General features: G+C 69.9%; 22 protein-coding genes and 1 pseudogene. 4 read left to right on the top strand and 19 right to left on the bottom strand.

The annotated features are described in order from the left end of the window. Nucleotides 1-107: 107 nt before the first annotated feature. From FYW99_RS19820 to FYW99_RS19840, 6 genes and pseudogenes are all read right to left on the bottom strand, one after another. Nucleotides 108-779 (bottom strand): uracil-DNA glycosylase, encoded by a 672-nt coding sequence (locus FYW99_RS19820; protein WP_150253519.1) that lies wholly within the window; start codon nucleotides 777-779, stop codon nucleotides 108-110. Between the two features lie 74 nt (nucleotides 780-853). Next, entirely contained in the window at nucleotides 854-1084 is a 231-nt protein-coding gene (locus FYW99_RS32445; protein ID WP_223839282.1) for a helix-turn-helix domain-containing protein, read from the bottom strand. A 138-nt stretch (nucleotides 1085-1222) separates the two neighbouring features. Continuing rightward, nucleotides 1223-1360 (bottom strand): annotated as a pseudogene (locus FYW99_RS32450) (DUF2283 domain-containing protein); the annotation flags it as partial. Between the two features lie 5 nt (nucleotides 1361-1365). Then, the gene (locus FYW99_RS19830; protein ID WP_150253520.1) at nucleotides 1366-1587 is read right to left on the bottom strand and encodes a DUF4258 domain-containing protein; all 222 of its coding nucleotides are present in this window, start codon (nucleotides 1585-1587) and stop codon (nucleotides 1366-1368) included. A 12-nt stretch (nucleotides 1588-1599) separates the two neighbouring features. Further along, entirely contained in the window at nucleotides 1600-1995 is a 396-nt protein-coding gene (locus FYW99_RS19835; protein WP_223839256.1) for a hypothetical protein, read from the bottom strand. Between the two features lie 274 nt (nucleotides 1996-2269). Further along, on the bottom strand, nucleotides 2270-3310 hold the full coding sequence (locus FYW99_RS19840; protein WP_150253522.1) for a medium chain dehydrogenase/reductase family protein: 1041 nt from the start codon (nucleotides 3308-3310) through the stop codon (nucleotides 2270-2272). Between the two features lie 103 nt (nucleotides 3311-3413). Between FYW99_RS19840 and FYW99_RS19845 the strand changes: the two genes are divergently transcribed. Beyond that, complete coding sequence (locus tag FYW99_RS19845; RefSeq protein WP_150253523.1) at nucleotides 3414-4064, top strand: TetR/AcrR family transcriptional regulator; 651 nt, start codon at nucleotides 3414-3416, stop codon at nucleotides 4062-4064. Nucleotides 4065-4121: 57 nt separating this feature from the next. Here the strand turns inward: FYW99_RS19845 and FYW99_RS19850 are convergent, their stop codons facing one another. The 12 genes from FYW99_RS19850 to yczE form a co-directional block, all read right to left on the bottom strand. Continuing rightward, a complete protein-coding gene (locus tag FYW99_RS19850) occupies nucleotides 4122-4631 on the bottom strand; it encodes a hypothetical protein (protein WP_150253524.1) in 510 nt (169 codons plus the stop codon). 15 nt (nucleotides 4632-4646) lie between these two features. Further along, nucleotides 4647-5417, bottom strand: coding sequence for a hypothetical protein (locus FYW99_RS19855; RefSeq protein ID WP_150253525.1), 771 nt, complete (start codon nucleotides 5415-5417; stop codon nucleotides 4647-4649). A gap of 79 nt (nucleotides 5418-5496) precedes the next feature. Continuing rightward, complete coding sequence (locus FYW99_RS19860) at nucleotides 5497-5847, bottom strand: hypothetical protein (RefSeq protein WP_150253526.1); 351 nt, start codon at nucleotides 5845-5847, stop codon at nucleotides 5497-5499. 46 nt (nucleotides 5848-5893) lie between these two features. Next, a complete protein-coding gene (locus FYW99_RS19865; protein WP_150253527.1) occupies nucleotides 5894-6382 on the bottom strand; it encodes a hypothetical protein in 489 nt (162 codons plus the stop codon). A gap of 31 nt (nucleotides 6383-6413) precedes the next feature. Beyond that, a complete protein-coding gene (locus FYW99_RS19870) occupies nucleotides 6414-6857 on the bottom strand; it encodes a DUF4913 domain-containing protein (protein ID WP_223839258.1) in 444 nt (147 codons plus the stop codon). A 31-nt stretch (nucleotides 6858-6888) separates the two neighbouring features. Next, entirely contained in the window at nucleotides 6889-7986 is a 1098-nt protein-coding gene (locus tag FYW99_RS19875) for a hypothetical protein (protein ID WP_150253529.1), read from the bottom strand. Next, entirely contained in the window at nucleotides 7983-9665 is a 1683-nt protein-coding gene (locus FYW99_RS19880) for a type IV secretory system conjugative DNA transfer family protein (RefSeq protein WP_223839260.1), read from the bottom strand. The genes FYW99_RS19875 and FYW99_RS19880 overlap by 4 nt, the downstream gene beginning before the upstream one ends. 141 nt (nucleotides 9666-9806) lie before the next feature. After that, nucleotides 9807-11402 carry a hypothetical protein gene (locus tag FYW99_RS19885; RefSeq protein WP_223839262.1) on the bottom strand — a complete coding sequence of 532 codons (1596 nt, stop codon included), beginning with the start codon at nucleotides 11400-11402 and terminating at the stop codon, nucleotides 9807-9809. A 5-nt stretch (nucleotides 11403-11407) separates the two neighbouring features. Beyond that, nucleotides 11408-12553, bottom strand: a complete 1146-nt coding sequence (locus tag FYW99_RS19890; protein WP_223839264.1) for an SCO6880 family protein — start codon at nucleotides 12551-12553, stop codon at nucleotides 11408-11410. Next, entirely contained in the window at nucleotides 12550-12885 is a 336-nt protein-coding gene (locus FYW99_RS32455) for an SCO6880 family protein (protein WP_223839266.1), read from the bottom strand. Before FYW99_RS32455 ends, FYW99_RS19890 begins: the two co-directional genes overlap by 4 nt. A 978-nt stretch (nucleotides 12886-13863) precedes the next feature. Continuing rightward, nucleotides 13864-15669, bottom strand: coding sequence for a glycoside hydrolase family 15 protein (locus FYW99_RS19895; RefSeq protein WP_223839284.1), 1806 nt, complete (start codon nucleotides 15667-15669; stop codon nucleotides 13864-13866). A gap of 629 nt (nucleotides 15670-16298) precedes the next feature. After that, entirely contained in the window at nucleotides 16299-17033 is a 735-nt protein-coding gene (gene yczE / locus FYW99_RS19900) for a membrane protein YczE (RefSeq protein ID WP_150253530.1), read from the bottom strand. Between the two features lie 275 nt (nucleotides 17034-17308). Between yczE and yczR the strand changes: the two genes are divergently transcribed. Beyond that, nucleotides 17309-18775, top strand: coding sequence for a MocR-like transcription factor YczR (gene yczR / locus FYW99_RS19905; RefSeq protein WP_150253531.1), 1467 nt, complete (start codon nucleotides 17309-17311; stop codon nucleotides 18773-18775). 121 nt (nucleotides 18776-18896) lie between these two features. Here the strand turns inward: yczR and FYW99_RS19910 are convergent, their stop codons facing one another. Further along, nucleotides 18897-19733: an alpha/beta hydrolase gene (locus FYW99_RS19910; RefSeq protein ID WP_150253532.1), complete on the bottom strand. Its 837-nt coding sequence runs from the start codon at nucleotides 19731-19733 to the stop codon at nucleotides 18897-18899. Between the two features lie 320 nt (nucleotides 19734-20053). On the opposite strand from FYW99_RS19910, the gene moaA reads away from it, so the two are divergent. Further along, entirely contained in the window at nucleotides 20054-21061 is a 1008-nt protein-coding gene (gene moaA / locus FYW99_RS19915; protein WP_150253588.1) for a GTP 3',8-cyclase MoaA, read from the top strand. A gap of 168 nt (nucleotides 21062-21229) precedes the next feature. After that, nucleotides 21230-22417, top strand: a complete 1188-nt coding sequence (locus FYW99_RS19920) for an RtcB family protein (protein ID WP_150253533.1) — start codon at nucleotides 21230-21232, stop codon at nucleotides 22415-22417. Nucleotides 22418-22459 lie beyond the last annotated feature (42 nt).

Genomic DNA, 22459 nt, shown 5'->3' on the forward strand with positions numbered 1-22459 from the left:
GAGGGGGGAACACAGTCGGACCCGGCACCGGGGGCGGTGCCGAGTCCGCAGGTCAGCATGGGTATCGGAGTTGAGGGGGAGCGAGTGCGGTCCCGTGGCGGGATCCGTTAGGGCAGCTCCCAGTCCACCAGATCGGAGTTCTGATCCTTGAGCATCTCGTTGGCGCGGCTGAACGGCTTCGAGCCGAAGAACCCGTTCCGTGCCGACAGCGGGCTCGGGTGCGCGGACTCCACACACGGCACACCCGGCATCAGCGGGCGCAGGTTGCGTGCGTCGCGCCCCCACAGGATCGCCACCAGCGGCTTGTCGCGCTCGGCGAGCGCGCGGATGGCCTGCTCGGTGACGGCCTCCCAGCCCTTGCCCCGGTGCGAACCGGCCTTGCCCGGCTCCACCGACAGCACCCTGTTGAGCAGCAGCACGCCCTGCCGGGTCCACGGGGTCAGGTCGCCGTTGGAGGGCATGGGCACGCCCAGGTCGTCGACCATCTCCTTGTAGATGTTGCGCAGGCTCGCGGGCAGGCGCACGTCCGGGGCGACCGAGAAGCTCAGGCCCACCGCGTTGCCCGGGGTCGGGTAGGGGTCCTGGCCCACGATGAGTACGCGCACGTCCTCGAAGGGCTGCTTGAAGGCGCGCAGGACGTTCTCACCGGCGGGGAGGTAGGTGCGGCCCTCCGAGACCTCCTGGCGCAGGAAGTCACCCATCGCGGCGATCTGCGGCGCGACCGGCTCCAGGGCCTCGGCCCAACCGCTGTCCATGATTTCTTTCAGGTCCTTCGGCATGGCCAGAACACTAGCGGCAGCGAGCGACATCCACGTCCGCTTCGGGCCCGCCCCGTTCCTGGAAGCGCACTTTCTCACCCGAGGACGCGGAGCCGGGAGCCCATCTCGTCCACGTACTCGTGCACGGAGCGTTCGGGGACCCGGTAGGAGCGGCCCACCCGGATCGCCGGGAGGACTCCGGAATGAACCATGCGGTACACCGTCATCTTTGACACGCGCATGATCGAGGCGACCTCCGCGACAGTCAGGAAGCGCACCTCCCCATGAGGTGCCTTCGGTCCGCGCCGAAGCGGCGGGACGGGCACACGGGCATCGAGCCCCAGGATCTGGGCGGCGAACGCGTTCACCCACGCGTGTGTGTCCGAGTCCGCTGCTCCAGACTCCCCCAGAACCTCCAGGAGGGCGGTGGTGTCCAGAGGACGCCCCAAGGTGAGGACCTCCACCCCCACCGGCCGACCGTCAGCGGAGTAGTCCACGACGAACGGGCCGTAGTCGAGGGTTCTCTCCACGCGAGCGTCGGTGAGGGTCAGGTAACCCGCGTCCGCTTCCTGATCGATCGTCACTCTCCGAGGCGCTGCCATGGGAATCACGATACTTCCACCACCGTCTTGATCACAGGGTCTGGTGTTCCCCAGGTCGTGTCCTTCACCGCCACGTAGCTCTTCCTGCCGTCACCGGTGTGTCCGTACAGCTTGTAGGAGTTGTTCGCGGCGTCGCGCTCCTCTGCCAAAGGGCGTCGCAGAACTGCCAGGACGTCCTCCTCGGCGATGCGCCTTCGCCGCATCCTCTCGAGAAGGTGGGTGGTCATTCGCGGAGGCGTCTACTCCGTCGCCTTCAACACGACATCGACCACTCGCACGGTCCGGACTCCGTCGGCACGCACCCTCACGGTCCATTCACCGGTCTCGTCGATCACCACGTGGAGAGGGCTGGCCCAGACACCGGCATGGCTGGACGGAGGTGTGTCGGCCGTTCCGCTCATGGCCAGTGCGACATCCCCGGAGGGGCGAACGATCTCCAGGAGTATCTGCTGGAGCCGTTCTGCTCCGCTGCTCTCCAGGAACGCGAGGGCCACACCGAGTTCCACTTCGCAGGGCACATGGTCCACAGCCAGCACACGCAGTACCGGGTCACGAATCGAGAGGACGTCTCCGTCCACTCCGATCTCCCGCCCGAGAAGGAAGACGTGGTCGGGCGGGGCGTTGGTCTGTCCCATAGGGCCTGAGACCAGGCCGAAGCGAGAGGGCTGCGCAGAAGAACGGCACAATCGCACCGGAGTCTCGGAGCGTTTCGCACCGGGATCATGACCGGTTTCCTGTGTCCACCTTCTGGGCGCGGTCCTGTCCGTGGCGCACGTGGGCGCGGATGCGCTCGGTGGCCGCGCTTCGCGCGCCGCGCGGACGCATGTGGTGGACGAGGGGCGTGCCGCAGGCGGCGCCACCGGCTGCCAGGGCAGTGGACCGGTGGCGAAGGTGTCCGGCGGGCGGACCTCACACGTCGGGGACGAGCACGACCTTCCCGACGACGGTGCGGGACTCGGCGAGGGTCATCGCGCGGGAGGCCTCCGAGAGAGGAACGCGGGCGGCCACCTGCGGTGCCAGGACCCCGTCGGCGAGCAGCCGCAGCACCTCGGTCAGGTCCTCGCGCAGCCGGGCGCGGAAGGCGTCGGCGTGGCGGCGGCGTCCGGCCCAGAAGTTGTAGAAGCTGGCGCCGCGGCCGTTGGGCAGGGTGTTCCACACCAGGAGTCGGCCGAAGAGCGCGAGCACGGGCAGCCGTGAGTTTCCCTCGACGTCCTTCGTCGATGCGGTGCCGTAGGAGACGAGCGTGCCGCCGCGGCGCAGCAGGCGCCAGGAGCGGACCAGGTCCTTCCCTCCGACGTGGTCGAACACCGCGTCCACGCCCTCGGGCGCCAGCGCCCGGATCCTGTCGTACACATGCGGGTCGCGGTAGTCGACGGGGGTCGCGCCGAGCGCGCGCACGGCCTCGTGGTGGCGCGGCGCGGCCGTGCCGATCACGGTGATCCCCTCGTGCAGGGCGAGCTGGACCAGGGCGGTGCCGACGCCGCCGTTGGCGCCCAGCACGACGACGGTGCCGCCCCGTCGCACGCTGGCTGTGCGGTGCAGCATCTGCCAGGCGGTGATGCCGTTGACGAGCAGCGTCTCGACCTCCGCCGGGTCGGCTGCCTCCGGCACCGCGACGAGGTCGCGTGCGTCCAGGAGCAGGCGGCTGGCCCAGGCGCCGGTCTTGGTGACGGCGGCGAAGCGGCGCCCGACGAACGAGGCGTCCACGCCCGGACCCACGGCCTCGACGGTGCCGACGACATCGTAGCCCGGCACGAACGGGAACGGGGGCTGGTCGAAGTACTTGCCCAGGCGCATCTGCTGCTCGGCGAACGAGACCCCGGTCGCCTCCATGCGCAGCAGGACGTGTCCGGCTCCGGGAGCGGGCAGCGCTTGGGGCCGCACCTGGAGGCCGGAGGGTTCGACCCGGCCGGGCAGCAGGACCTGGGTGGCGGTGGTGGTGGCGTTCATCGGGACTCCTGTCGGAACACTCGGGCTAACACTTGTAAACTTACACGCGTAACCTTAGGGGTGCAAGACAGTCCGCACAAGCTTCCAGCCGTAAGGTGACACCGTGAAGGACACGAAGGACACGAAGGACGCGTCGGTGCCGCGCACCCGTAACCGCCGAGGCCAGGGCGGCCGCCTGCGCGAGGAGATCGTCGACGCCGCGGTGGAGCTGCTCGACGAGACGGGGGACGAGCGCACCATCACCCTGCGGTCCGTCGCGCGCCGCGTCGGGATCGCAGCGCCGTCGATCTACCCGCATTTCCCGGACCAGCCCGCCATCATGCTGGCCGTGGTCCGCAGGGCCTTCGACGAACTCGCGGCGGCGCTGAACGCGGCGGTGGCGGAGGCGGACACCGACCCCCGCGCACGCCTGTACGCCACGTGCCACGCCTACCTCGACTTCGCCCGCTCGCGCCCCGAGCGGTACCGCACCATGTTCGGCGGCCTGTGGATGCCCACGCTCGGGGACTCCTCGGTGACCGAGCAGGAGCTCGTCAGCCTCGGCGACGCGAGCCTGCGCGTGCTCGGCGAGGTGCTCGCCGCCTGCGTCGACGCCGGGATCTCCACCAGCACCGACCCCGGTGCCGACGCGGTCGGGCTGTGGCTGGGCCTGCACGGGCTCGCCCACCAGCGCGCCGTGACCCGGGTGTTCCCCGGCCCGGAGGACATCGGCGAGCGGATGATCCCGGCGCTGGCCCGCCTGCGCCGGGACTGACCCCCCGCGCCGCCTCGGGGGCAGGCCTTCACGGCAGCGGGCGGGGGGCGTGTCCGGTCACGCGAAGAAGGTGTAGAGCACGTAGGCCGTGAGTACGAGTACCCAGGTCTCCCCGACCCACGCGGTGACGGCGAAGACCTTGTCACGGGTTTTCCCGCGGCGGACGACGGTGAGGAGTTCCTCCCTCCTGGCGTCGAACGCCCGCTGGAACTCCTCCCTGTGCTCTTCCGCCCGCAGGTCGATGGCCTCGATGCGTTCGGCGAGCTGACCGACAGCCTCTGCCGACTCGTCGATATCCATGACGGCCAATTCGGAAGGGCGTCGGGCGCCCTTGCCGGTGATCCTGCCGTAGACCCGGCGTTCGCACTCGCGCACTGCGGCGAGCTTCTCGCTGACCGCTTCTTCGAGGATCTCGTTCTCCCGTTGCCCGCTCTCAGCCAGAAGCATGGCGTCGACCGTGCCGCCCTCGACGCGCACCACGCGCCGGACCGAGCCGCGGTGGAGCCACGAGAAGAGGAGAAAAGTGGGAAGGGCGACCAGAAGAAAAATGATGGTGGTGGCAGGCATGGGTTCTCCTCCAGGCTACCGTGCTCTTCGGCGAGGGGTCCTGGGCGCTGGTTTGGCCGGTTTTGCCGACTGTGCTGGTTGTTCCAGCTTGGGGGACTCCAGAAGCTCCCGCAGCCTCTCGGTTTCGTTGGTTTTCCGCTTCCCTTCGCGGCCTGCTCCGCCCAGCATTTTTCTGACCCATTTTTGCCCCAACCTCTCCTCGGTTCTCCTCAGGGCTTCCTCCACGGGCTTTCCGGGAAGGGGCCTGGTCTGACTGTTGGGTTTTTCCTCCCTCAGCTCCTTTTTGGTCATCTTTCTGAAGCCGCGCAACCTTGCCTCGGTGTGGTCGATCAGTTCTTTCTTGTTCTGGATGTCCTTGATTATTCTGTTGTGGTTGCTGACCCACTTCTGGAGGGATGACGACTGCTCGCGGCTCAGGGATGCGAGTTCGGGGGTCTCCAGAAGGCCCGTTCGGTTTCTGATGAGAACTCCTGCCTCAACGTACTCCTTGATGTTCTGGTTGATTTTTGTCTCCTGTGTCAGGATGTTGCTTCGGATTGTGGAAATCTTTCCAAGTGCCACATTGGCCTCGCCGACTGTTCTCTCCTTTTCTTCCCTGTGTCCGGTCCTGAGATATTCCATGCCATCCTTGATTCTCCTTCTCGTGTTCGCGATGCTCTCGCGGTCACTTCTTCTCTGCTCTTCGGCCTGGTGGCGCGAAGCCCTGTACCTCAGGCGCGCAGTCGAGTTCCGCACAATCATCCCCGAAACCCTTAGTAACAGGGCTCCGGCAATGAGGAGGATCATTGTTTCCATGAGTCCCGCCAATTATTTCGGGTATCCGTTGTTTCTTTCCTCCAGCCCTCCGTGTCGGGCTTGGGTGTTCTCATCCCTCTCTGGGAGGGAGGTGGAGGTGGATGACTTCCTCTGTGCGCTCCAAGGTTTTGATTATGTCTCCGACCTGGTACTGGGCCGCTCCTCCGGCAGTGTCTTCATGCGCTCGTTCGAGGGCTTGGTTCAGTAGATCCCACCTTCCTTGCACGACCCCGTCGACCCGGGCGAGGCCTCCGCGCTCCTCGTTGATCCTCTCAAGCCTTTCGCCAAGGGAGAGGAGGTACTCGTCCGTCGGTGGGGAAACTCCTTTTCTCGCCTCCCTGGAGCAATGAATCCTATGTGCGAGAAGAATGGCGACTGCGGCTGTCGTGAGCACGATGAGCTGTACGGTGACTGCTGACATGTTGGCGATTTCCTCTCTTTTTGGCCCTCTGGGTGTCCGCCACTGCTCATCTTCTTTTTCTGTGGGAATTCCTCTTCTGCGTGGGGCCGTTCGTCTGATTTGCTTTTCTGGCCAGTGTCGAATTTTGCTTCTTCTGCTTCTCCTCCTTCTTCTTCGCTTTCAGGTGCCCGTCGAGGATCTCTTTTATTGGCCCGAAGTTGTCAGCATGGTTCTTGGCGCGGGTGACAACCTCTGAGGCCACATCGATCTTCCTGGCCTCGGCCAGTATGCGTTCCCTGTGGGTTTCGATGGGTTGCCGCGTGGTTTCGACCTGCTCCTCCACCTTGAAGCGCGTGTGCTCCAGTTCTTGCTGGAGTATTTTTTCGGGGGATTGCTTGATTGATTCCTTGATTTTTGCCGCTGCGAGAAGCATGCGCTCGTTGATGAATCCGACCGCCCCTATGGCGCTGTTGAGTAGTACCATTCCCCCCAGCAGGGTAATCAGGCGAAGGGATTCGGCGGGTATGCTGGTCAGTCCCTGAAAGAGATCGCCCAAGGGGTGATCCTCCTCTCGGCCTTCTCTTCGGTCAGTCGTCGAACCAGCCCGCGGGCGCGGGCGCGACGGGGAGGGTGCGTGGTTCCTGGTGTCTTCGTGAAGTGCACTCGCGGAAGGGGCCGGTGTCGCCGAGGATCACCGGGAGTTGGGTGTCCAGGTAGTCGCGGTACCAGATCGCCATGCCGGTACCGGGTTCCAAACGCATCACCTCCCAGGAGTGCCACAGCGCCTGGAACCGTGAGACCGCCTCCGGATGCCGCCACCACTCGGCGCACCAGCGGAACTGTCCGCCTTCCGGTCGGCAGAACACAGGGGCGAAGCGCTCGGTGACGAATTCCTCCACGTCCGCGAAGACGGGCTGCGGGGTCTCCCCGTCCTCTTCGTTGTCCCCGTCATCCACGACCTCCTCCGGCTCCTCTCCGTGGCCGTTCGTGTCCCGCACGGCGAACGCTTCTTCGCGGGCATCGGTGTTCACCGTTTCGTGTCTCCTCGGCGGTGTCATCCGGTCAGGTCCAGCCGAGCAGTCGGTAGTGCTCGTTCTCGTCGGTTTCGAGGCGCACGGGCTCGCCGTCTCCGTCCCGGGGGAGGACGAACACCGCGCCGTCCTTGCTCACCGCGATCTGGTCCTCCTCCGGGGACAGCGCGTACGCGTCGACGCCTTGTTCGTCGAGCACCGGGTTCCACTCGCTGACCCCGCCCTCGGAGTCCAGCGTGAACTCGATGACGGGTCCCGGAACCGTGGATCCCCGAGAATCCTCGGAGCTCATGTCGAAACCGATGTAGCTGCCGTCCTCGGTGGGGGTGAAGTGGTCGTAGACGCTCCTGCGGTCGTAGTCGTAGGCTTCGTCGCCGTCGTTGGTCAGGATGGCGACCTCTCTGAGGAGGACGCCATTGTCCGCTCGCACCCCTTCGACATGCAGGCTGTCGGCGCCGATCCGTCTCGTCTCGGCGAGTTCCACGGGGTTCAGCGGGGGTTCGCCGCCGATCAGGTTCTCCAGACCCCTGTACTCGGCTTCCTCCTGGACGAGCGCGGGTTCGGCCCCTTCTTCCAGGAACGGCACGGAGTGCAGTGAGGACGTCCTCAGCTCCATGAAGTACAGGTGCTCGCCGTCGGAGCCGAACCCGAGCCAGCGAAAGTGCGGGTCCGTTGCGGAGATACCGTCGCCCACGGTGTCGAACTCCGCGATGGTCTCCCTGTCGGAGAGGCGGTGGACGATGATGCTGTCTCCGCCTTCGACGAGCGCCAGATAGCCGAAATCCTCGCTGAAGGTCGTTGTGAGGCTACTGCCCTCGTCTGCGGCTGTCGGGTAGACGAAGAAGCCGTATCTGGTCGTTCTGTCTGACAGTTCCAGCCCTCCCCGCCCGTCGCCGAGGTCGATGCGGTGCAGTTCCTCCCCGGTTTCGGGATCCAGGGTCACCAGCACGCGGTAGTCCTCGGTGTGCGCGATGATCCCGGGGGAGTCGCCCCAGACGGGGGCTGCATCTGAGGCCGCGGGTTCGGGTTCCCGCGCGCCGCCGTCTCCGGTTCCGCCCGAACAAGAGGTGGCCACAAGGACCAGGGCCAGCGGCCCGGCGATACGGCTCAGGGCCGTGGAGGCGCTCAATGGATTTCCTCCGTTTTCTCAGGAGTCCGCCGTCTCTTCCGCGCCCCCTCGGTGATCAGGGTGTCAGCGCGTTCGATGGCCTCTGTGATCTGCTTCGCGTCGTCATTCTTGTACCAGGGACGCATCTCCACGAGGGTGGGCTGGGCCGCGGTGGCGAAGAGCAGCGCCTCTCCCTTGGCGATCTGCCGGATGTCGGAGCCCTGCATGATCTCCTGTCGCCGCAGCTGTACGGAGTGGTTGCCCTTGCCGTCGCCGAAGCTGAACGACCCCGTGGAGACGTCGTGCTGTCCGATCAGCTTGGACAGGGCCTCCACGATCTTGTGGTCGTCGAGCCCCGCTCCGAAGACCTTGACGGTGGCGGCCGACCACATCGCCTCCATACCGTTCTCCGTCCACACGCGCACGCCCTGCCGGTAGCTCTGGAGGATGGTGACCGGGATGATGCCGCGGGAGCCCAGATGGGAGTACATGTCGGGAAGGTCGGCGATCTTGCAGATGTTGGCCGCCTCGTCCAGGACGGCGACCAGGGGCGGGTCCAGCCTTCCCCCCTGTCCCTCCGCGGCCTCCTCGGCGGCGAGGAAGACGGCGTCGGTCAGCGCCGCGATGAGGGGAGCGGTGGCCGAACGGGACTTGCTCAACAGGTGCAGCGTCTGGCGGGTGAGTACGAAGGAGCGCGGTTCGAACTCCCGCACGCCGAGGTCCTCGGGCGGTGTCACCCACTCCATGATCGCCGGGTCGTCCAGGCAGCGCGCCGCCGTGCGGGCGGTCGTGTAGATGCCGTCCCGGGTCTCCGAGACGATGTTCTGGGTCTCGCGCAGGGCGTCCGCGTAGGCGTTGAAGCCGTGGTCGTACAGGATGTTGACGGGTCTGGGCTGTTTGGCGTCGTGCAACCACTCGCCCACGGTCTCCAGGGACTCCCCGTCCAGGGCGGCGGCCAGGAGCAGCTGCGAGATCAGCGCCTTGGCCGCAGGACCCCACATGTCCTTCTTGGAGTCGTCGTCGATGGTCAGGACGAAGTGGCCCGCCAGGCGGTGCGCGGCCTCGACGCTGTCCACCTCCCGCAGCGGGTTCCACCACAGGCGCTGGGGCTGGTGGGCTACGCGCTGGGGATCGAACAGCCACACGCTCTCGCCGGTGCGCTCCCGCCTCAACTGGGCGGTCGCGGCCCACACGTCCGCCTTGTTGCTGGTGGCGAGCGCGGGTCCAGGAGCGGAAAGCACGTAGGGGACCGCCATCGCGGTCGTCTTGCCGGCACGGGGGGCCATGTAGGCCAGGACCGTGTCCTCCCAGGAGGCGAAGAGCGTCGGCTCGGCCCTGCCGCGCGGGCGTTTCACCGCCCCGATCACCAGTCCCACGTCCGGGTCCTTCAGCGACTTGGCCCTGCGTCCGGCCAGTGAACCGCGGCGCAGTCTCAGGGCCTTCTCCGCGGCCGCGGGTCTGGCAAGCTCGGCCACGGTGGCATCCCCGCTGTTGAGCGCGGTCACGGGGTCCGCGGCGCGGCCTCGGAGCCCGCCGACCAGCCGCGCGGCCAGCACGACCGCGACGGTCGCCAGCAGCACCAGCGCGAGCGACACCACCAGGACCAGCGGCGTCGGCATGCCCGGCCAGGTGGCACCGGTGTCCCCCCTGGCCAGGGAGAAGGCCCAGGAGACGCCGAACGGGGGGACGTCCTCGTCCACGAGCAGGCCGGTGACCCACGCGCCGCCCTACACCAGCCATACCAGGAGGACGGCGGACCAGAGCGCCACCAGGGCGAACAGGGGGCTGGCCGCGGCTGACCAGCCCGTCCCGCGCGGTTGTAGTTGTCTGCCCATGGCTTCTCAGGCCCTCATCTTCTGGTCGGTGTCGTAGAGCCGGGCCTCGTCCGGGGTCAGCGCCATCTGCACGGGGATGCCCAGGCGCTCGGCGCCGGTCTTGATCAGGTACTTGCCTCGTCCCGGATGCCTCGCGCCCGGCTGCCAGGAGTCCGGAGAGGACCAGGAGGAGACCAGGTTCTGTTCGGGGCCGGTCAGGGGGGTGATCTGGTGGACCCGTGCCAGCTCGCGCGGGGGCAGGCCCGCCATGACGAGGATGGCGCTGCGGTCCACGAACCCCCGTGCCTTGGCCCGGTCCTCCTCGCTGGTCAGGGACTCCAGGTCGGAGAGGGAGTGCGTGACCATCACCGACGCCATGCCCTTGGACCGGTTCAGGCGGGTCAGGGAGTCGGCGTACTCCACCAGCCCGGGGGCCCCGCGCAGTGCACGCCACAGCTCGTCCATGACACCCAGGTAGGAGCGCCGGGGGGCCAGGCCCGCGTCCGCGAGGGCGGACGCGGCGTCCACCATGCCGAAGCCGTAGCTCCACGTGCACAGCATGGCCGCCGTCAGCAGTTTGTCGCCCGCGGCCCCCACCCGGCTGATGTCCACGCTCACCGCGGGGCTGGACAGGTCGATGGGCTCACTCGTGTCTTGGTCGAAGACCCCGGCCAGGGAACCAGAGACCAGGAGCCGCAGCGTGAAGATCAGGTCGTCCACGCGGCGGTTGTAGCTCCCCTCCCCGTCGGCGCGCGCCGCCGCCCTCAGCGGCTCGGGGCCCTCCTGGATGACGCGCAGCACGTCCACCACCGTCGGCTGGCGCCCGGTCAGCTCCAGCTTCTCGTCCAGCAGGTCCACCGCGGTGCCGAGCACGACCTCCTCGGCGTTGTTGATGGGCGCCTCGCGGATCAGCAGGCACAGCGCCATCAGCAGCGCGATCCGGCGTCCGCGCACCTCCCAACGCAGTTTCTCCCCGGCGGCGCGGCTCATCCTGGAGACGGCCCTGCTCAGGGGACCGGCGTCCAGCGGGTTGATGCGGTCCATGCCGCGCCCGATCTTGATCACCTGGCCGCCGAGGTGTTCGACGAGGTCGCTGTAGTCGGGCTTGCTGTCACCGAGGACGATGGTGCGCGTCCCCGCCGCGATCGAGCCCGTCACCATGCGTTTGACCAGTGTGGACTTGCCCGTTCCGGGTTGTCCCAGGACGAAGACGCCGGGGTTGGTCACCAACCCCGCCCGCAGCCACGCCAGCGGATCCAGGCACACGACCTCGCCCGACAGTTGGTCGCGGCCGATCGGCGTGCCCACGGCGGGAGGCTTGCTGCTGGTCACGAACGGGAAGAGGCCGCACGCCTGCGTGGTGGTCGCCTGGTACTCCACGACCGGGCAGATGTTGGGGGAGCGGCCTCCCGCACGGTGCCGCCAGCCCAGCGGGGGAGGCGGCTGCTCCGGGGTTTCGCCGTCACCGACCCCGGAGACGGTCGTGGGTTTCTCCTCCGCCTTCCGCTCCTTCTGGTTCTTCTTCCGCGCGGTCTCCGGCGGGAACCGTTCCGCGCCAGAGGCGGACGGGAAGTCCGATGTGTCCTCGGGACGCGCCGACTTCTTGGATCTGGTCCTGAACATCGTTCCTACCAACCGTTCAGCCGCTGCAACAGCCATGGCGGACAGATTCCCAGCGGGAGTGTGGCGGCGAAGGCGACGTCCTGACTGCCCCAGGCCCGCCTGAGCCGGATACGCGAGGACTCGGCGGCGGACTCGGTCTGGGCGATGGCCGCGGCCAACTGCTCCTCGTGCTGGACGGTCACCGTCACGTACATCGACATCTGCACCAGGCCGGCGCCCATGCTCTCCTCACGTGCGGCCTGGGCGGCGCGCTCCTCGTCCTGCCGGTCGCGCGCGCTGACCTGGTGCCTGATCCTGCGGCTGAGCTCGGACTTGTACTGGGCCGCTGTGCGCTGGTTCTCCAGGGCCGTGGCCGCGCTGGCCGCGGACCAGGGGCGGTAGAGGATCGTCGTACGCTTGCAGTACCTGGTGGGGGAGAGGAGCTTGGCGAGGACGTTCGAGGTCACGTTGGTGCGCGGGGCCTCCTGCCACACCCAGGACACGCTCGTGCCGCTGTCGTGGACGTACCGGTCATGGCGCAGCTCGGCCGACATGGGCCCGGCGTCGGCCCAGTCCTTCGTGCGCAGGCCGTCGCCGTTCTCCAGGAGCAGTCGGTTGGTGTCGCCTCGCGCCGCGGGGTCGTAGGTGTTGCGCACGGAGGCGACGAGGTGCTGGGGCGTCGCCCTGCCCAGAAGGCTGATTCCGCAGTTGCCCAGCCCGCCCTCCAGCTCGTTGAGGTAGTTGCCCAGTTCGGCGATGGCCTCGACCTTGGTCTTCGGGTTGGCCGGGAACCTGCGGGGGTCGAAGGTGATGGAGATACGGGTCTCGACGTTCGCGCTCACGGAGGGAGTGCTGGCGACGAGGTCGTTCATGATCTTGTGCGCCTCGGCGGGTGCGTCGGGATCCAACTGCGCGGACACCTGATGGCGCAGGGTGGAACCGGGGTCCGGCGCGCTCTCCACGGTCACCGCCACCCAGGAGATCCAGGGCATGTATCCCAGACCCGCCAACCACGCGTGCCAGTTGGCGACCCACCCGTCGACGTCGCGGGACTCGGCGAGCCAGGTGGAGTTGGGCGCCGTGCGCACGGTGGCGGTCATGTGCCCGGTGCGCCGGTGCCAGACCAGCCCGTAACGGCCTCCCCTGCCGTCCTCGACGTTCAACAGGCTCACGGGGGGAGGGCACCGGGGAGCTGGAAGGCCCGGGGGTGTTCGACCAGGACACCGCCCACGTACCGTGTGTGGCCGCGGGCTCGGGCGGTGGCCCACCTCAGACGCAGGCCGATCCACTGGCCCAGGGACTGGCCCTGGACGGGAACGATCATCACCAGGGCGGTGACGATGAAGGGCGGCCCGGCGTATACGAGGAGTCCCGGGCTGACGGAGGCGACGACGACCAGGACGATGAGTCCGCCCATCAGGGCCATGGTCGCGCCCAGGCCCAGACCGGCGATGCCGATGCTGCGCTGCTTGCGCCATCCGCCGTACATGCGCGGTTGAGACATGGGTGTGGCATCCCTTCGGGACTACAGGATCGTGGCGTGCTGAGCCGGGCCCGCGACTTCCCGAAGGACGTGATGACGTGACCGTTCCGGACCCGGGACAGGTTGGAACCGACGGGGTGGACCCGCTCACCGAGGCGAGCAAGCAGGTCGCCGCTCAGTGGTCCGGTCCACGCGGTCGACAGAGGACGGGCACACGGCGGGCGGGCCGAAGGAACAGGGGGTTGTTCAGGTTCGCGGCGAGGCTGCTGGGGCGACTGCGTCTGGCTCCGCGGAGGCTCTTCTCCCGTGGCACTCGGCCCGAGGCCGGTCGCGGCCGGTCCGGACGGGGACCACGGGTTCCTGGCATGGGAGGCGATGATGACCGGTCGGTGAAGCGACCGGGGACTCCTCGTGCGAAGGACGCCGTAACCGGGCAGGGAGGAAAGCCCGCTCCGGATGACGCCGCCGCGCGCGCGGACACCGATACGGCGGGACGGCACGGGGCCCGCGGGGGACCGGGGACCGAAAGGACGCAGAACACCGGCGATCCCCAACGGCCCGCTCACCCCACGGAACAGGGTCCAAAGCGACCGGGTGGGGCTCGGAGCGGGAGCAGGACAGCCGAGACGGGTGGGGAAACCCCTCGACCGGCGAACAGGGGCGGTTACCTCAGGGGTGAGTCGCCCAGGCCCACAGGGCTCAAAGGAACGTTCGCCTCGCTCAGGCGACCTGCACGGCGTCCGGGGCAGGGCAAAGCGCCGCCCCAGACACCGCACATGTAGCGTGCGCGGGAGCCGTGACCGCTCCGAGGGCTCTTGCGCAGCGCCATGGCGGCGGCCGCGCCTCCGCCGGGAGTGAAGGCCTCCGCGCTCCGGCCCGGCGGCGCGGGGGCGTGCGTCCGCTTGGTGCGCGTCCGCGCCGGTGGGGGGCGGGAGCGGGCGGAGGGAGGGTGGTGGGGGAGCGGGCCCGTGCGGGGGCGGCCTTGCGGGTCGCGGCGGTCTACTCGGCGCGCCATCCCCCCTGGCGGGTGGTCAGGTTCAGCGCGGTGGTCACCAGGGGCACGTGGCTGAAGGCCTGGGGGAAGTTGCCGACCTGGCGGTTCTCGCGCGGGTCCCACTCCTCGGCCAGCAGGCCCACGTCGTTGCGCAGGGACAGCAGCCGTTCGAACAGCTCGCGGGCCTCGTCCTGGCGGCCGATCGACAGCAGGGCGTTGGCCATCCAGAAGCTGCACGCCAGGAACGCGCCCTCGTTGCCGGGCAGCTGGTCGGCGGAGTCGTCCAGGTCGGTGCGGTAGCGCAGCACGAACCCGTCCACCATCAGGTCCTTGCGGACCGCCTCGATGGTGCCGACCACGCGCGGGTCGTCGTAGGGCAGGAAGCCCACCTCGGGGATCAGCAGCAGCGCGGCGTCCAGTTCCTTGCTGCCGTAGTACTGGGTGAACGTGTTGCGCTGGGGGTCGTAGCCGTACTCGCACACCTCGGCGTGGATCGTGTCGCGCAGGGCCCTCCAGCGTTCGATGGGCCCCTCCTTGCCGAACTCCTCGATGCTGCGCACCGCGCGGTCGGCCGCCACCCAGGCCATCACCTTGGAGTGCACGAAGTGCTGGCGTGGCCCGCGCACCTCCCACAGGCCCTCGTCCGGCTCGTCCCAGCACCACTCCAGGTAGTTGACCAGCGAGCGCTGGAGGCCCCACAGGTAGTCGCCGCCGCGGATGTTGTGGCGGCGGGCCAGGTGCAGCACGTCCATGACCTCGCCGTAGACGTCGAGCTGGTACTGGCCCACGGCCGCGTTGCCGATCCGGACCGGACGGGAGGCCTCGTAGCCCGGCAGCCACTCGGCCTCCCACTCGGTGAGCCTGCGTTCGCCCCGGATGCCGTACATGATCTGCATGAGCTGGGGCTCGCCCGCGATCGCCCGCACCAGCCACTCGCGCCAGGCCAGCGCCTCGTCCTTGTAGCCGGAGCGGATCATCGCCTCCAGCGTGATGGTGGCGTCGCGCAGCCAGCAGTAGCGGTAGTCCCAGTTGCGCACCCCGCCGATCTCCTCGGGCAGGGAGGTGGTGGGGGCGGCGACGATCCCGCCGGTGGGACGGTAGGTCAGGGCCTTGAGCACGATGAGGGAGCGGATCACCGCCTCGCGGTAGGGGCCCTCGTAGGTGCACTGGTTGACCCACTTCTCCCAGAAGCGCTCGGTGCGCGAGAGCGCCTTCTCCGCGTCCAGGTGGTCGGACTCCTCCACCTGGGAGGGGTGCCAGGTCATCACGAAGGGCACCCGCTGGCCCGCGGTGACGGTGAAGGTGGCGTCGTGGGTGAAGTTGTGGCCCTGGAGGGAGATGGGGGTGCTGAGCCAGATGGCGTCGGGTCCCGCGATGGCCACCAGCTCGGCCCCGGTCCTGTGCACCCAGGGCACGACGTGGCCGTAGTCGAAGCGGATGCGCATGGTCGTCTCCATGCGCACCGATCCGCTCAGCCCCTCGACGATGCGCACGATATGCGGGGCGCCACCACGCGGCGGCATGAAGTCGATGACCCGGACCGACCCCGAGGGGGTGTCCCACTCCGACTCCAGGATGAGCGTGTCGCCCCGGTAGCGGCGGCGGGTGGCGCGCGCCTCTCCCTCGGCGGGGCGCAGGGTCCAGCAGCCGTTCTGCTCGTCGCCCAGCAGCGCGGCGAAACAGGCGGAGGAGTCGAAGTCGGGAAGGCAGGCCCAGTCGATGGAACCGTCGCGCCCGACCAGCGCGGCGGTCTGCATGTCGCCGATCATTGCGTAGTCTTCGATCCAGCCGGGCACGCGGCTCACCCCCATCACGTCGTCATGGTCTGTGCGGTCGGCGCCTCGTGGGGTGCGCGGTGCCCTGCGACGGCCGCCCGCGCGCGCACCCGTGTGCGCGTCCCGCCGGGGTCCCGTCTCCTGCCCGCCATGGGGGGCGGCACCGCCGCCAGGCGCCGTTCGGGCCACGTCTCGCCTCCGCACCAGCCGCCGCTTGCCTTCCACCCGGTAATGTGCCCAGGTGAGGGCAGCCGAAAAGGCCGGTGCCCAGGAACCGTCCCGAACACGGTCCTTTCCGTTCACCGCGGTCCCCATCTTCCCCCCTCCTCCGCGAGTGCGCCACCCGCAGGTGCACGTGCATCGGAAGGTGCAGCGATATATGTGGGCAGACGGGGCGTTTTGTCAGGTCAGAAGTAATGACGCGGTGATCAAGATCTGGTGACGGGGAGGACAAGGCCCGCCGGAATGGGTGTACTGGAGGCGTCCACAACCCCGCCGGGCCGCCGGATCCGCCCCGCGGGGGTACGGGACCCGGCACAGGGCCCGCCGCGCCGCCCCGGCGCCTGCGCACCGGCGGGAGGCGTCGAGCGGTGCACGGGGCACCCCCGCCGGCGCCGCGCGCGTGGCGGCGCCGCGGAAGGCGGGCGGCCCCTCCTGCGACGGGGTCACTCCGGGTGGACGGTCCCCGGGGCACCCTCGGGGTCGGCCTCCCGGGCCGGGCGGGCGCCAACCTCCCCGGCGGCCGGGCCGGGCACGCGCATCAGGGGGAGGAAGACCTGGGCCAGCGGACCGATCGCCACCGCGAACACCAGCGTGCCCACCCCCACGGTTCCGCCCAGGAAGAAGCCGGTGACCACGACGGCCACCTCGATCACGGTCCTGGCCAGGCGCACCGACCACCCCCGGGCCGCCAGACCGGTCATCAGCCCGTCCCGGGGGCCCGGCCCCAGCTGGGCGCCGATGTAGCAGCCGGTCGCGACCGCGCACACCACCACCCCGAGCCCCAGCAGCAGCACCCGCACCGCCAGTGACTCCGCCTCGGGCAGCAGCCACAGAAACAGGTCCACCGTCATGCCCACGACGACCACGTTGCTCAGCGTGCCCAGACCCGGCTTCTGGCGCAGCGGGATCCACAGCAGCATCAGCGCCGCGCCCACCAGCACGCTCCACGTGCCGATGGACAGCCCCGTCTGGCGGGACAGCCCCTGGTGCAGCACGTCCCAGGGCATCGCGCCCAGTCCCGCGTGGACCAGCAGCGCGCCGCTCAGGCCGTAGAGGACCAGGCCCGCGTACAGCTGTGCCAGGCGGCGCAGCCGGGGTCGGGGCAGGGCGGGGGTGACCAGCACCCGGCCCAGCAGGGCGGCGGCCGCGTCACGGGCGGGACGGGGTCGTGCGGTCACGGGACACCTGTCTTTCCTGGGATCATCGGATGAGAACCCGCGCGGAGGCACGGGCACGCGGTCCCGGCGGAGGCGGGGCCGGAAGCGCCGGGCCCCGGGCGGGGTCAGGACACACGGGGCGAGACGACCGGCCGGGCCGTCCGCCGTCCCCATGGCTGCCCTCGCCGGACCCGGGTCCAGCAAGGGGGCCACCTGGGTATCGTGGCGGATGTGGCGCCTGGAATGAAGAGCCAATCCAGGTAACTGGCCCTTTCAACGCGGCGACGGGGGACGGCATGGCGAGACAGAGCGGCCACCGCGCGGCGGAGCGTCCCGGGGGCGGCACCCGGCGGATCAACGGGCGCCTGCTGGCGCGCCTCATCGGCGAGGCGCCCGTGGAGCGCCCCTTCTACCTGGCCATCGCCCGCGCCGTCAGCGGACTGGTCCTGGACGGCCGCGTGCCCACCGACACCCGCCTCCCGGCCGAACGCGACCTCGCCGCCGCCCTCGGGGTCAGCCGCAACACCATCACCGCCGCCTACGCCTGGCTGCGCGACAACCGCTTCCTGGAGAGCAGACAGGGCGCGGGCAGCTGGACCGTCCTGCCCGACTCCGCGACCAGCGAGCCCTCGCCCTTCGTCCCCACCGCCGAGCACATCGACCTGGGCGTGGCCGCGCCTCCGGCGGTGGAAGGGCTGCGCGCCGCCGCGTTCCGGGCCGCCGAGCAGCTCGCCGCGCACGTGGGAGGACTCGGCTACTACCCCTACGGGCTGCCCGAGCTGCGGCACGCCATCGCCCGGCGCTACGTCGAGCGCGGGCTGCCCACCACCCCCGAGCAGATCTTCGTCACCAACGGAGCCCAGCAGGGCGTCGCGCTGGCTGTGGACATGCTCGTGCAGTCCGGCGACGAGGTCCTGGTGGAGTCGCCCACCTACCCGCACGCGCTGGACGCCATCCGCCGGGCCGGGGCGCGGGTGCGCACCATCGGGGTGACCCCGCAGGGCTGGGACATGGAGTACCTCGTCGACGCGTTCCGCCAGTGGAAACCCGGACTGGCCTACCTCATCCCCGACTTCCAGAACCCCACCGGCGCCCTGATGGACGACGAGGAGCGCCGGATCCTGGTGCGCGAGGCGCGCCGGTCGGGGACCCACCTGATCGTCGACGAGACGGTCGCGGAACTGGCCATCGACTCCGGCGACCTGCCCGCGCCGGTGGCCGCCCACGACACCGACGGCCGGGTGCTGACGGTGGGATCGGTGGCCAAGCTGCTGTGGGGCGGTCTGCGGGTGGGGTGGGTGCGCACCACGCCTCCGATGGTGGCCCGGCTGATGGCCACCCGCCAGCGCTTCGACCTGGCCGGGGCGGTGCTGGACCAGCTCACCGCCACCCACCTGCTCGCCGACGTGCTGCGCATCCGGGCCGAGCGCAGCCGCCAGCTGCGCCGCAACCGCGACGCGCTGCTGCACGCCCTGCGCGAGCGCCTTCCCGACTGGCGGCCCAGCGTGCCCGGGGGCGGGTTGGTGCTGTGGGCGACCCTGCCCCACCCCGTGGCCAGCGCGCTGGCCACGGCGGCGATCCGGCACGGGGTGCACCCGGCCGCCGGTCCGGTGTTCGGCGCCGACGGAACCCTGGAGCGCTACCTGCGCCTGGCCTACACCCAGCCGCCGGACGTGCTCGTGGACGCCGTGGAGCGCCTGGCCGCCGCCTACACCGAGACCCTGGTCCACCCGACCCAGCCCCGGGGACAGCTGTACGTGTGAGGGCACGCCGAGGGAAGGGGAAGGCACGAGGTCCCCTTGCCAACAGCTCACCACGCCCGGCTGCCCCGGCACCACCCCGGATCCGCGCCTGTGGACAAGCGGTCCAGCCGCTCCCGCGCCCTCAGGCGCCACCCGCGGGCACGGCGAAGCGCTGGGCGAAGCGGACCACCTCGCCGAGTACCTCGTCCCGGTTGGTCTCGTTGAACACCTCGTGCCGTGCGCCGGGGAAGACCCGCGCGGTGAAGTCCTCGCCCATGATCGCGGTGACGCCCACCCGCGTGCCCTCCAGCGGCACCAGCCGGTCGTCGGAGCCGTGCACCCACAGCAGCGGCAGCGGTCCCACGCTCCCGGCGGCCAGACCGCGCTCGATCTCGGTGAGCATGGCGTTCACGGTGGCGCGCTTGAAGGGTCCGTGCCAGACCAGCTCGTCGGCCACGTACGCCTCGCCCACGGCCGGGTCCCGCGAGAGCGTGGACGGGTCGATGGGGGCGTCGGGGATCTCCTTGGCCGCGGCGAGCCGCTTCAGGGTCTCCCACCGGCCCAGCACCGGCCCGGACAGCACCAGCGCGCTCACCTGCCCGGGGTGGGTCTGGGCGTAGCGGGAGGCGATGAGCCCGCCCATGGAGTGGCCGATGAGCACGAGCGGCAGCGTCCGGTAGGCGGTGCGCGCCTGGGTGACGAGCCGGTGCACGTCCTCGACCACGCCCGCGTAGTCGTCGATCAGCACCCGCTCACCGGAGGAGCCCCCGTGTCCGCGGTGGTCGGCGCCGTAGACCACCGCGCCCGCACGGACCAGGTCCTCGGCCACCTCGTGGTATCGGCCCAGGTGTTCGCCGTAGCCGTGCACCAGCACCGCGAGCCAGGTCGGCTCGCCCTCGGTCGGGGCCCACGCCCGCGCCGCCAGCTTCCCCGAACCGTCCGGTCCGCCCGCCAGGGCCCACTCGCGTGTGGTGATCACCGTGTCCCGCCTCCTTGCCCGAGCCTTCGTCTGCGACGATCGAAGCCGTGCGCGACCGTCGGATGGTCACCCTACGGCGGGGCGGGGCCGGTGCGCAGCACGGCGGAGCGGGCACGCGCGGCCCGGGGCCCGGAGGGGTGTGGGATCACCCGATGCGTCGACGGGTTTCTCGTGTCCGCCCACGAAAAACGGCATATGACGCGATTGGGTCTGCCCGCCACTTAAAGGGATCTTCTACGCTTATCTATGGGTACCCCTCGGGCCGGGTACACCTCCGTACACGGACCGCCCGACAACCCGGACTGGAGAGGGTGACGCCCGTGCTGGCCGACTCCTACGGACGAGTGGCGACCGACCTGCGGGTCTCGCTCACCGACCGCTGCAACCTCAGGTGTACCTACTGCATGCCGCCGGAGGGGTTGGAGTGGTTGCCCAAGCCGGAACTGCTCACCGACGACGAACTCCTGCGCCTCATCCGCATCGGTGTCACCCGCCTCGGCATCACCGAGGTGCGCTTCACCGGCGGAGAACCCCTGCTCCGCCGAGGCCTGCCCGGCCTCGTCGCAGGGACCACCGCGCTGGAGCCCCGCCCCCACACCGCCCTGACCACCAACGGCATCGGACTGGCCCGTATGGCCCCCGCACTCGCCGAGGCCGGGCTCGACCGCGTCAACGTCTCCCTCGACACCCTGCGCCCCGACGTGTTCGAGACCCTCGCCCGCCGCCGCAGGCTCAACGACGTCCTCGACGGCCTGGCGGGCGCCGCGGAGGCCGGGCTCACCCCCGTCAAGGTCAACGCGGTGCTCATGCGCGGCGTCAACGACGACGACGCCCCCGACCTGCTGCGCTTCTGCGTCGAGCACGGCTACGAGCTGCGCTTCATCGAGCAGATGCCGCTCGACGCCCAGCACGGCTGGCGGCGCGACACCATGATCACCGCCGAGGAGATCCTCGCCAACCTCGAAACCGAGTTCACGCTCGACGCGGCCGACGCCGACACGCGCGGCAGCGCCCCCGCCGAGCTCTTCCACGTGCGCGGAGCCCGCTTCCCCAACGGGGAACAGGCCACCGTCGGCGTCATCGGATCGGTCACCCGGCCCTTCTGCGGCGCCTGCGACCGCGTCCGCCTCACCGCTGACGGACAGGTGCGCAACTGCCTGTTCGCACGCGAGGAGTCCGACCTGCGCTCCCTGCTGCGGGGCGGCGCCACCGACGAGGAGATCGCCCGGAGCTGGACCGCCGCCGTGTCCACCAAGCTGCCCGGACACGGCATCAACGACCCCAGCTTCCTCCAGCCGTCCCGGCCGATGTCGGCCATCGGCGGCTGAACCCCGGCCGCGGCACGCCACCGGTGCGCCCGGACCCCGCGCCCGCCCCGCCCTAAAACCCGTTGCCTCCTCCGGCCGGCTCTGGCTTGATACCCCAGGGGCACGACCGCGTACGTGCCCGTACGAACGACCCCACAGGCCGTGCCGGGAAAGGGAGGTGGCCTGTACATGTCCTACACCGAGGTTTCCGGGGAACGCGTCCCCATCCGCATGTGGGCCGCGCCCGACGAGGTCGAGGCCGCGGCCATGGAGCAGCTGCGCAACGTCACCCGCATGCCGTGGGTGCACGGTCTGGCCGTCATGCCCGACGTGCACTACGGCAAGGGCGCCACCGTCGGATCGGTCATCGCCATGCGCGACGCGGTCAGCCCGGCCGCCGTCGGCGTGGACATCGGCTGCGGCATGACCGCCGTGCGCACCGACCTGACCGCCGAGCGCCTGCCCGACGACCTCCGGCGGCTGCGCTCCGCCCTGGAGGCCGTGATCCCGGTCGGCTACCACGCCCACGACGAACCGGTCGACCCCGCGGCAGTCCCCGCCCTGCGCGAGGCCGACTGGTCCGGCTTCTGGGCGGGGTTCGACGCCCTGGCCGACGCCGTGCACCCCCGCCGCGAGCGCGCCCTCCGCCAGATGGGCACCCTCGGCGGCGGCAACCACTTCCTGGAGGTGTGCCTGGACGACGGCGGCGCCGTGTGGCTGGTGCTGCACTCCGGGTCGCGCAACATCGGCAAGGAGCTGGCCTCCCACCACATCGAGCGGGCCCAGGCGCTGCCGCACAACCAGGACCTGCCCGACCGCGACCTGGCGGTGTTCGTCACCGGCACGCCCGAGATGGACGCCTACCGCCGGGACCTGTTCTGGGCGCAGGAGTACGCGCGGCGCAACCGCGACGTCATGATGGGCCTGGCCTGCCAGGCCTTGGCCGGGCAGGTCCCGGGCACCCGCTTCGAGCAGTGGATCTCCTGCCACCACAACTACGTTGCCGAGGAGACCTACGACGGGGTGGACGTGCTCGTCACCCGCAAGGGCGCCATCCGCGCCGGTGCGGGCGACCTGGGAATCATTCCCGGATCCATGGCGACGGGCACCTACATCGTGCGCGGGCTGGGCAACCCGGCCTCGTTCAACTCCGCCTCGCACGGGGCGGGACGGCGGATGAGCCGGAACAAGGCCCGCAGGACCTTCACCGAGGCCGACCTGGTCGAGCAGACCAGGGGAGTGGAGTGCCGCAAGGACCGGGGCGTCGTGGACGAGATCCCCGCCGCCTACAAGGATCTGGAGGCGGTGATCGAGGCCCAGACCGACCTGGTCGAGGTGGTCGCCCACCTGCGCCAGGTGGTGTGCGTCAAGGGCTGAGGCGGTGTGCGCTCAGGGTCCCGCTTCCTCCGCCCCCGGGGC

Origin of the sequence: Nocardiopsis deserti, assembly GCF_008638355.1 — a bacterium.
Taxonomy (GTDB): domain Bacteria; phylum Actinomycetota; class Actinomycetes; order Streptosporangiales; family Streptosporangiaceae; genus Nocardiopsis; species Nocardiopsis alborubida.

What these genes read in the sequence shown, in the direction of transcription:
- FYW99_RS19855 (WP_150253525.1), bottom strand. Translation starts at nt 5,417, where the DNA reads ATGATCCTCCTCATTGCCGGAGCCCTGTTACTAAGGGTTTCGGGGATG.
- FYW99_RS19830 (WP_150253520.1), bottom strand. Translation starts at nt 1,587, where the DNA reads ATGACCACCCACCTTCTCGAGAGGATGCGGCGAAGGCGCATCGCCGAG.
- FYW99_RS19885 (WP_223839262.1), bottom strand. Translation starts at nt 11,402, where the DNA reads ATGTTCAGGACCAGATCCAAGAAGTCGGCGCGTCCCGAGGACACATCG.
- FYW99_RS19920 (WP_150253533.1), top strand. Translation starts at nt 21,230, where the DNA reads ATGTCCTACACCGAGGTTTCCGGGGAACGCGTCCCCATCCGCATGTGG.
- FYW99_RS19835 (WP_223839256.1), bottom strand. Translation starts at nt 1,995, where the DNA reads ATGGGACAGACCAACGCCCCGCCCGACCACGTCTTCCTTCTCGGGCGG.
- yczR (WP_150253531.1), top strand. Translation starts at nt 17,309, where the DNA reads ATGGCGAGACAGAGCGGCCACCGCGCGGCGGAGCGTCCCGGGGGCGGC.
- FYW99_RS19895 (WP_223839284.1), bottom strand. Translation starts at nt 15,669, where the DNA reads ATGGGGGTGAGCCGCGTGCCCGGCTGGATCGAAGACTACGCAATGATC.
- FYW99_RS32455 (WP_223839266.1), bottom strand. Translation starts at nt 12,885, where the DNA reads ATGTCTCAACCGCGCATGTACGGCGGATGGCGCAAGCAGCGCAGCATC.
- FYW99_RS19840 (WP_150253522.1), bottom strand. Translation starts at nt 3,310, where the DNA reads ATGAACGCCACCACCACCGCCACCCAGGTCCTGCTGCCCGGCCGGGTC.
- FYW99_RS19820 (WP_150253519.1), bottom strand. Translation starts at nt 779, where the DNA reads ATGCCGAAGGACCTGAAAGAAATCATGGACAGCGGTTGGGCCGAGGCC.
- FYW99_RS19860 (WP_150253526.1), bottom strand. Translation starts at nt 5,847, where the DNA reads ATGTCAGCAGTCACCGTACAGCTCATCGTGCTCACGACAGCCGCAGTC.
- FYW99_RS19850 (WP_150253524.1), bottom strand. Translation starts at nt 4,631, where the DNA reads ATGCCTGCCACCACCATCATTTTTCTTCTGGTCGCCCTTCCCACTTTT.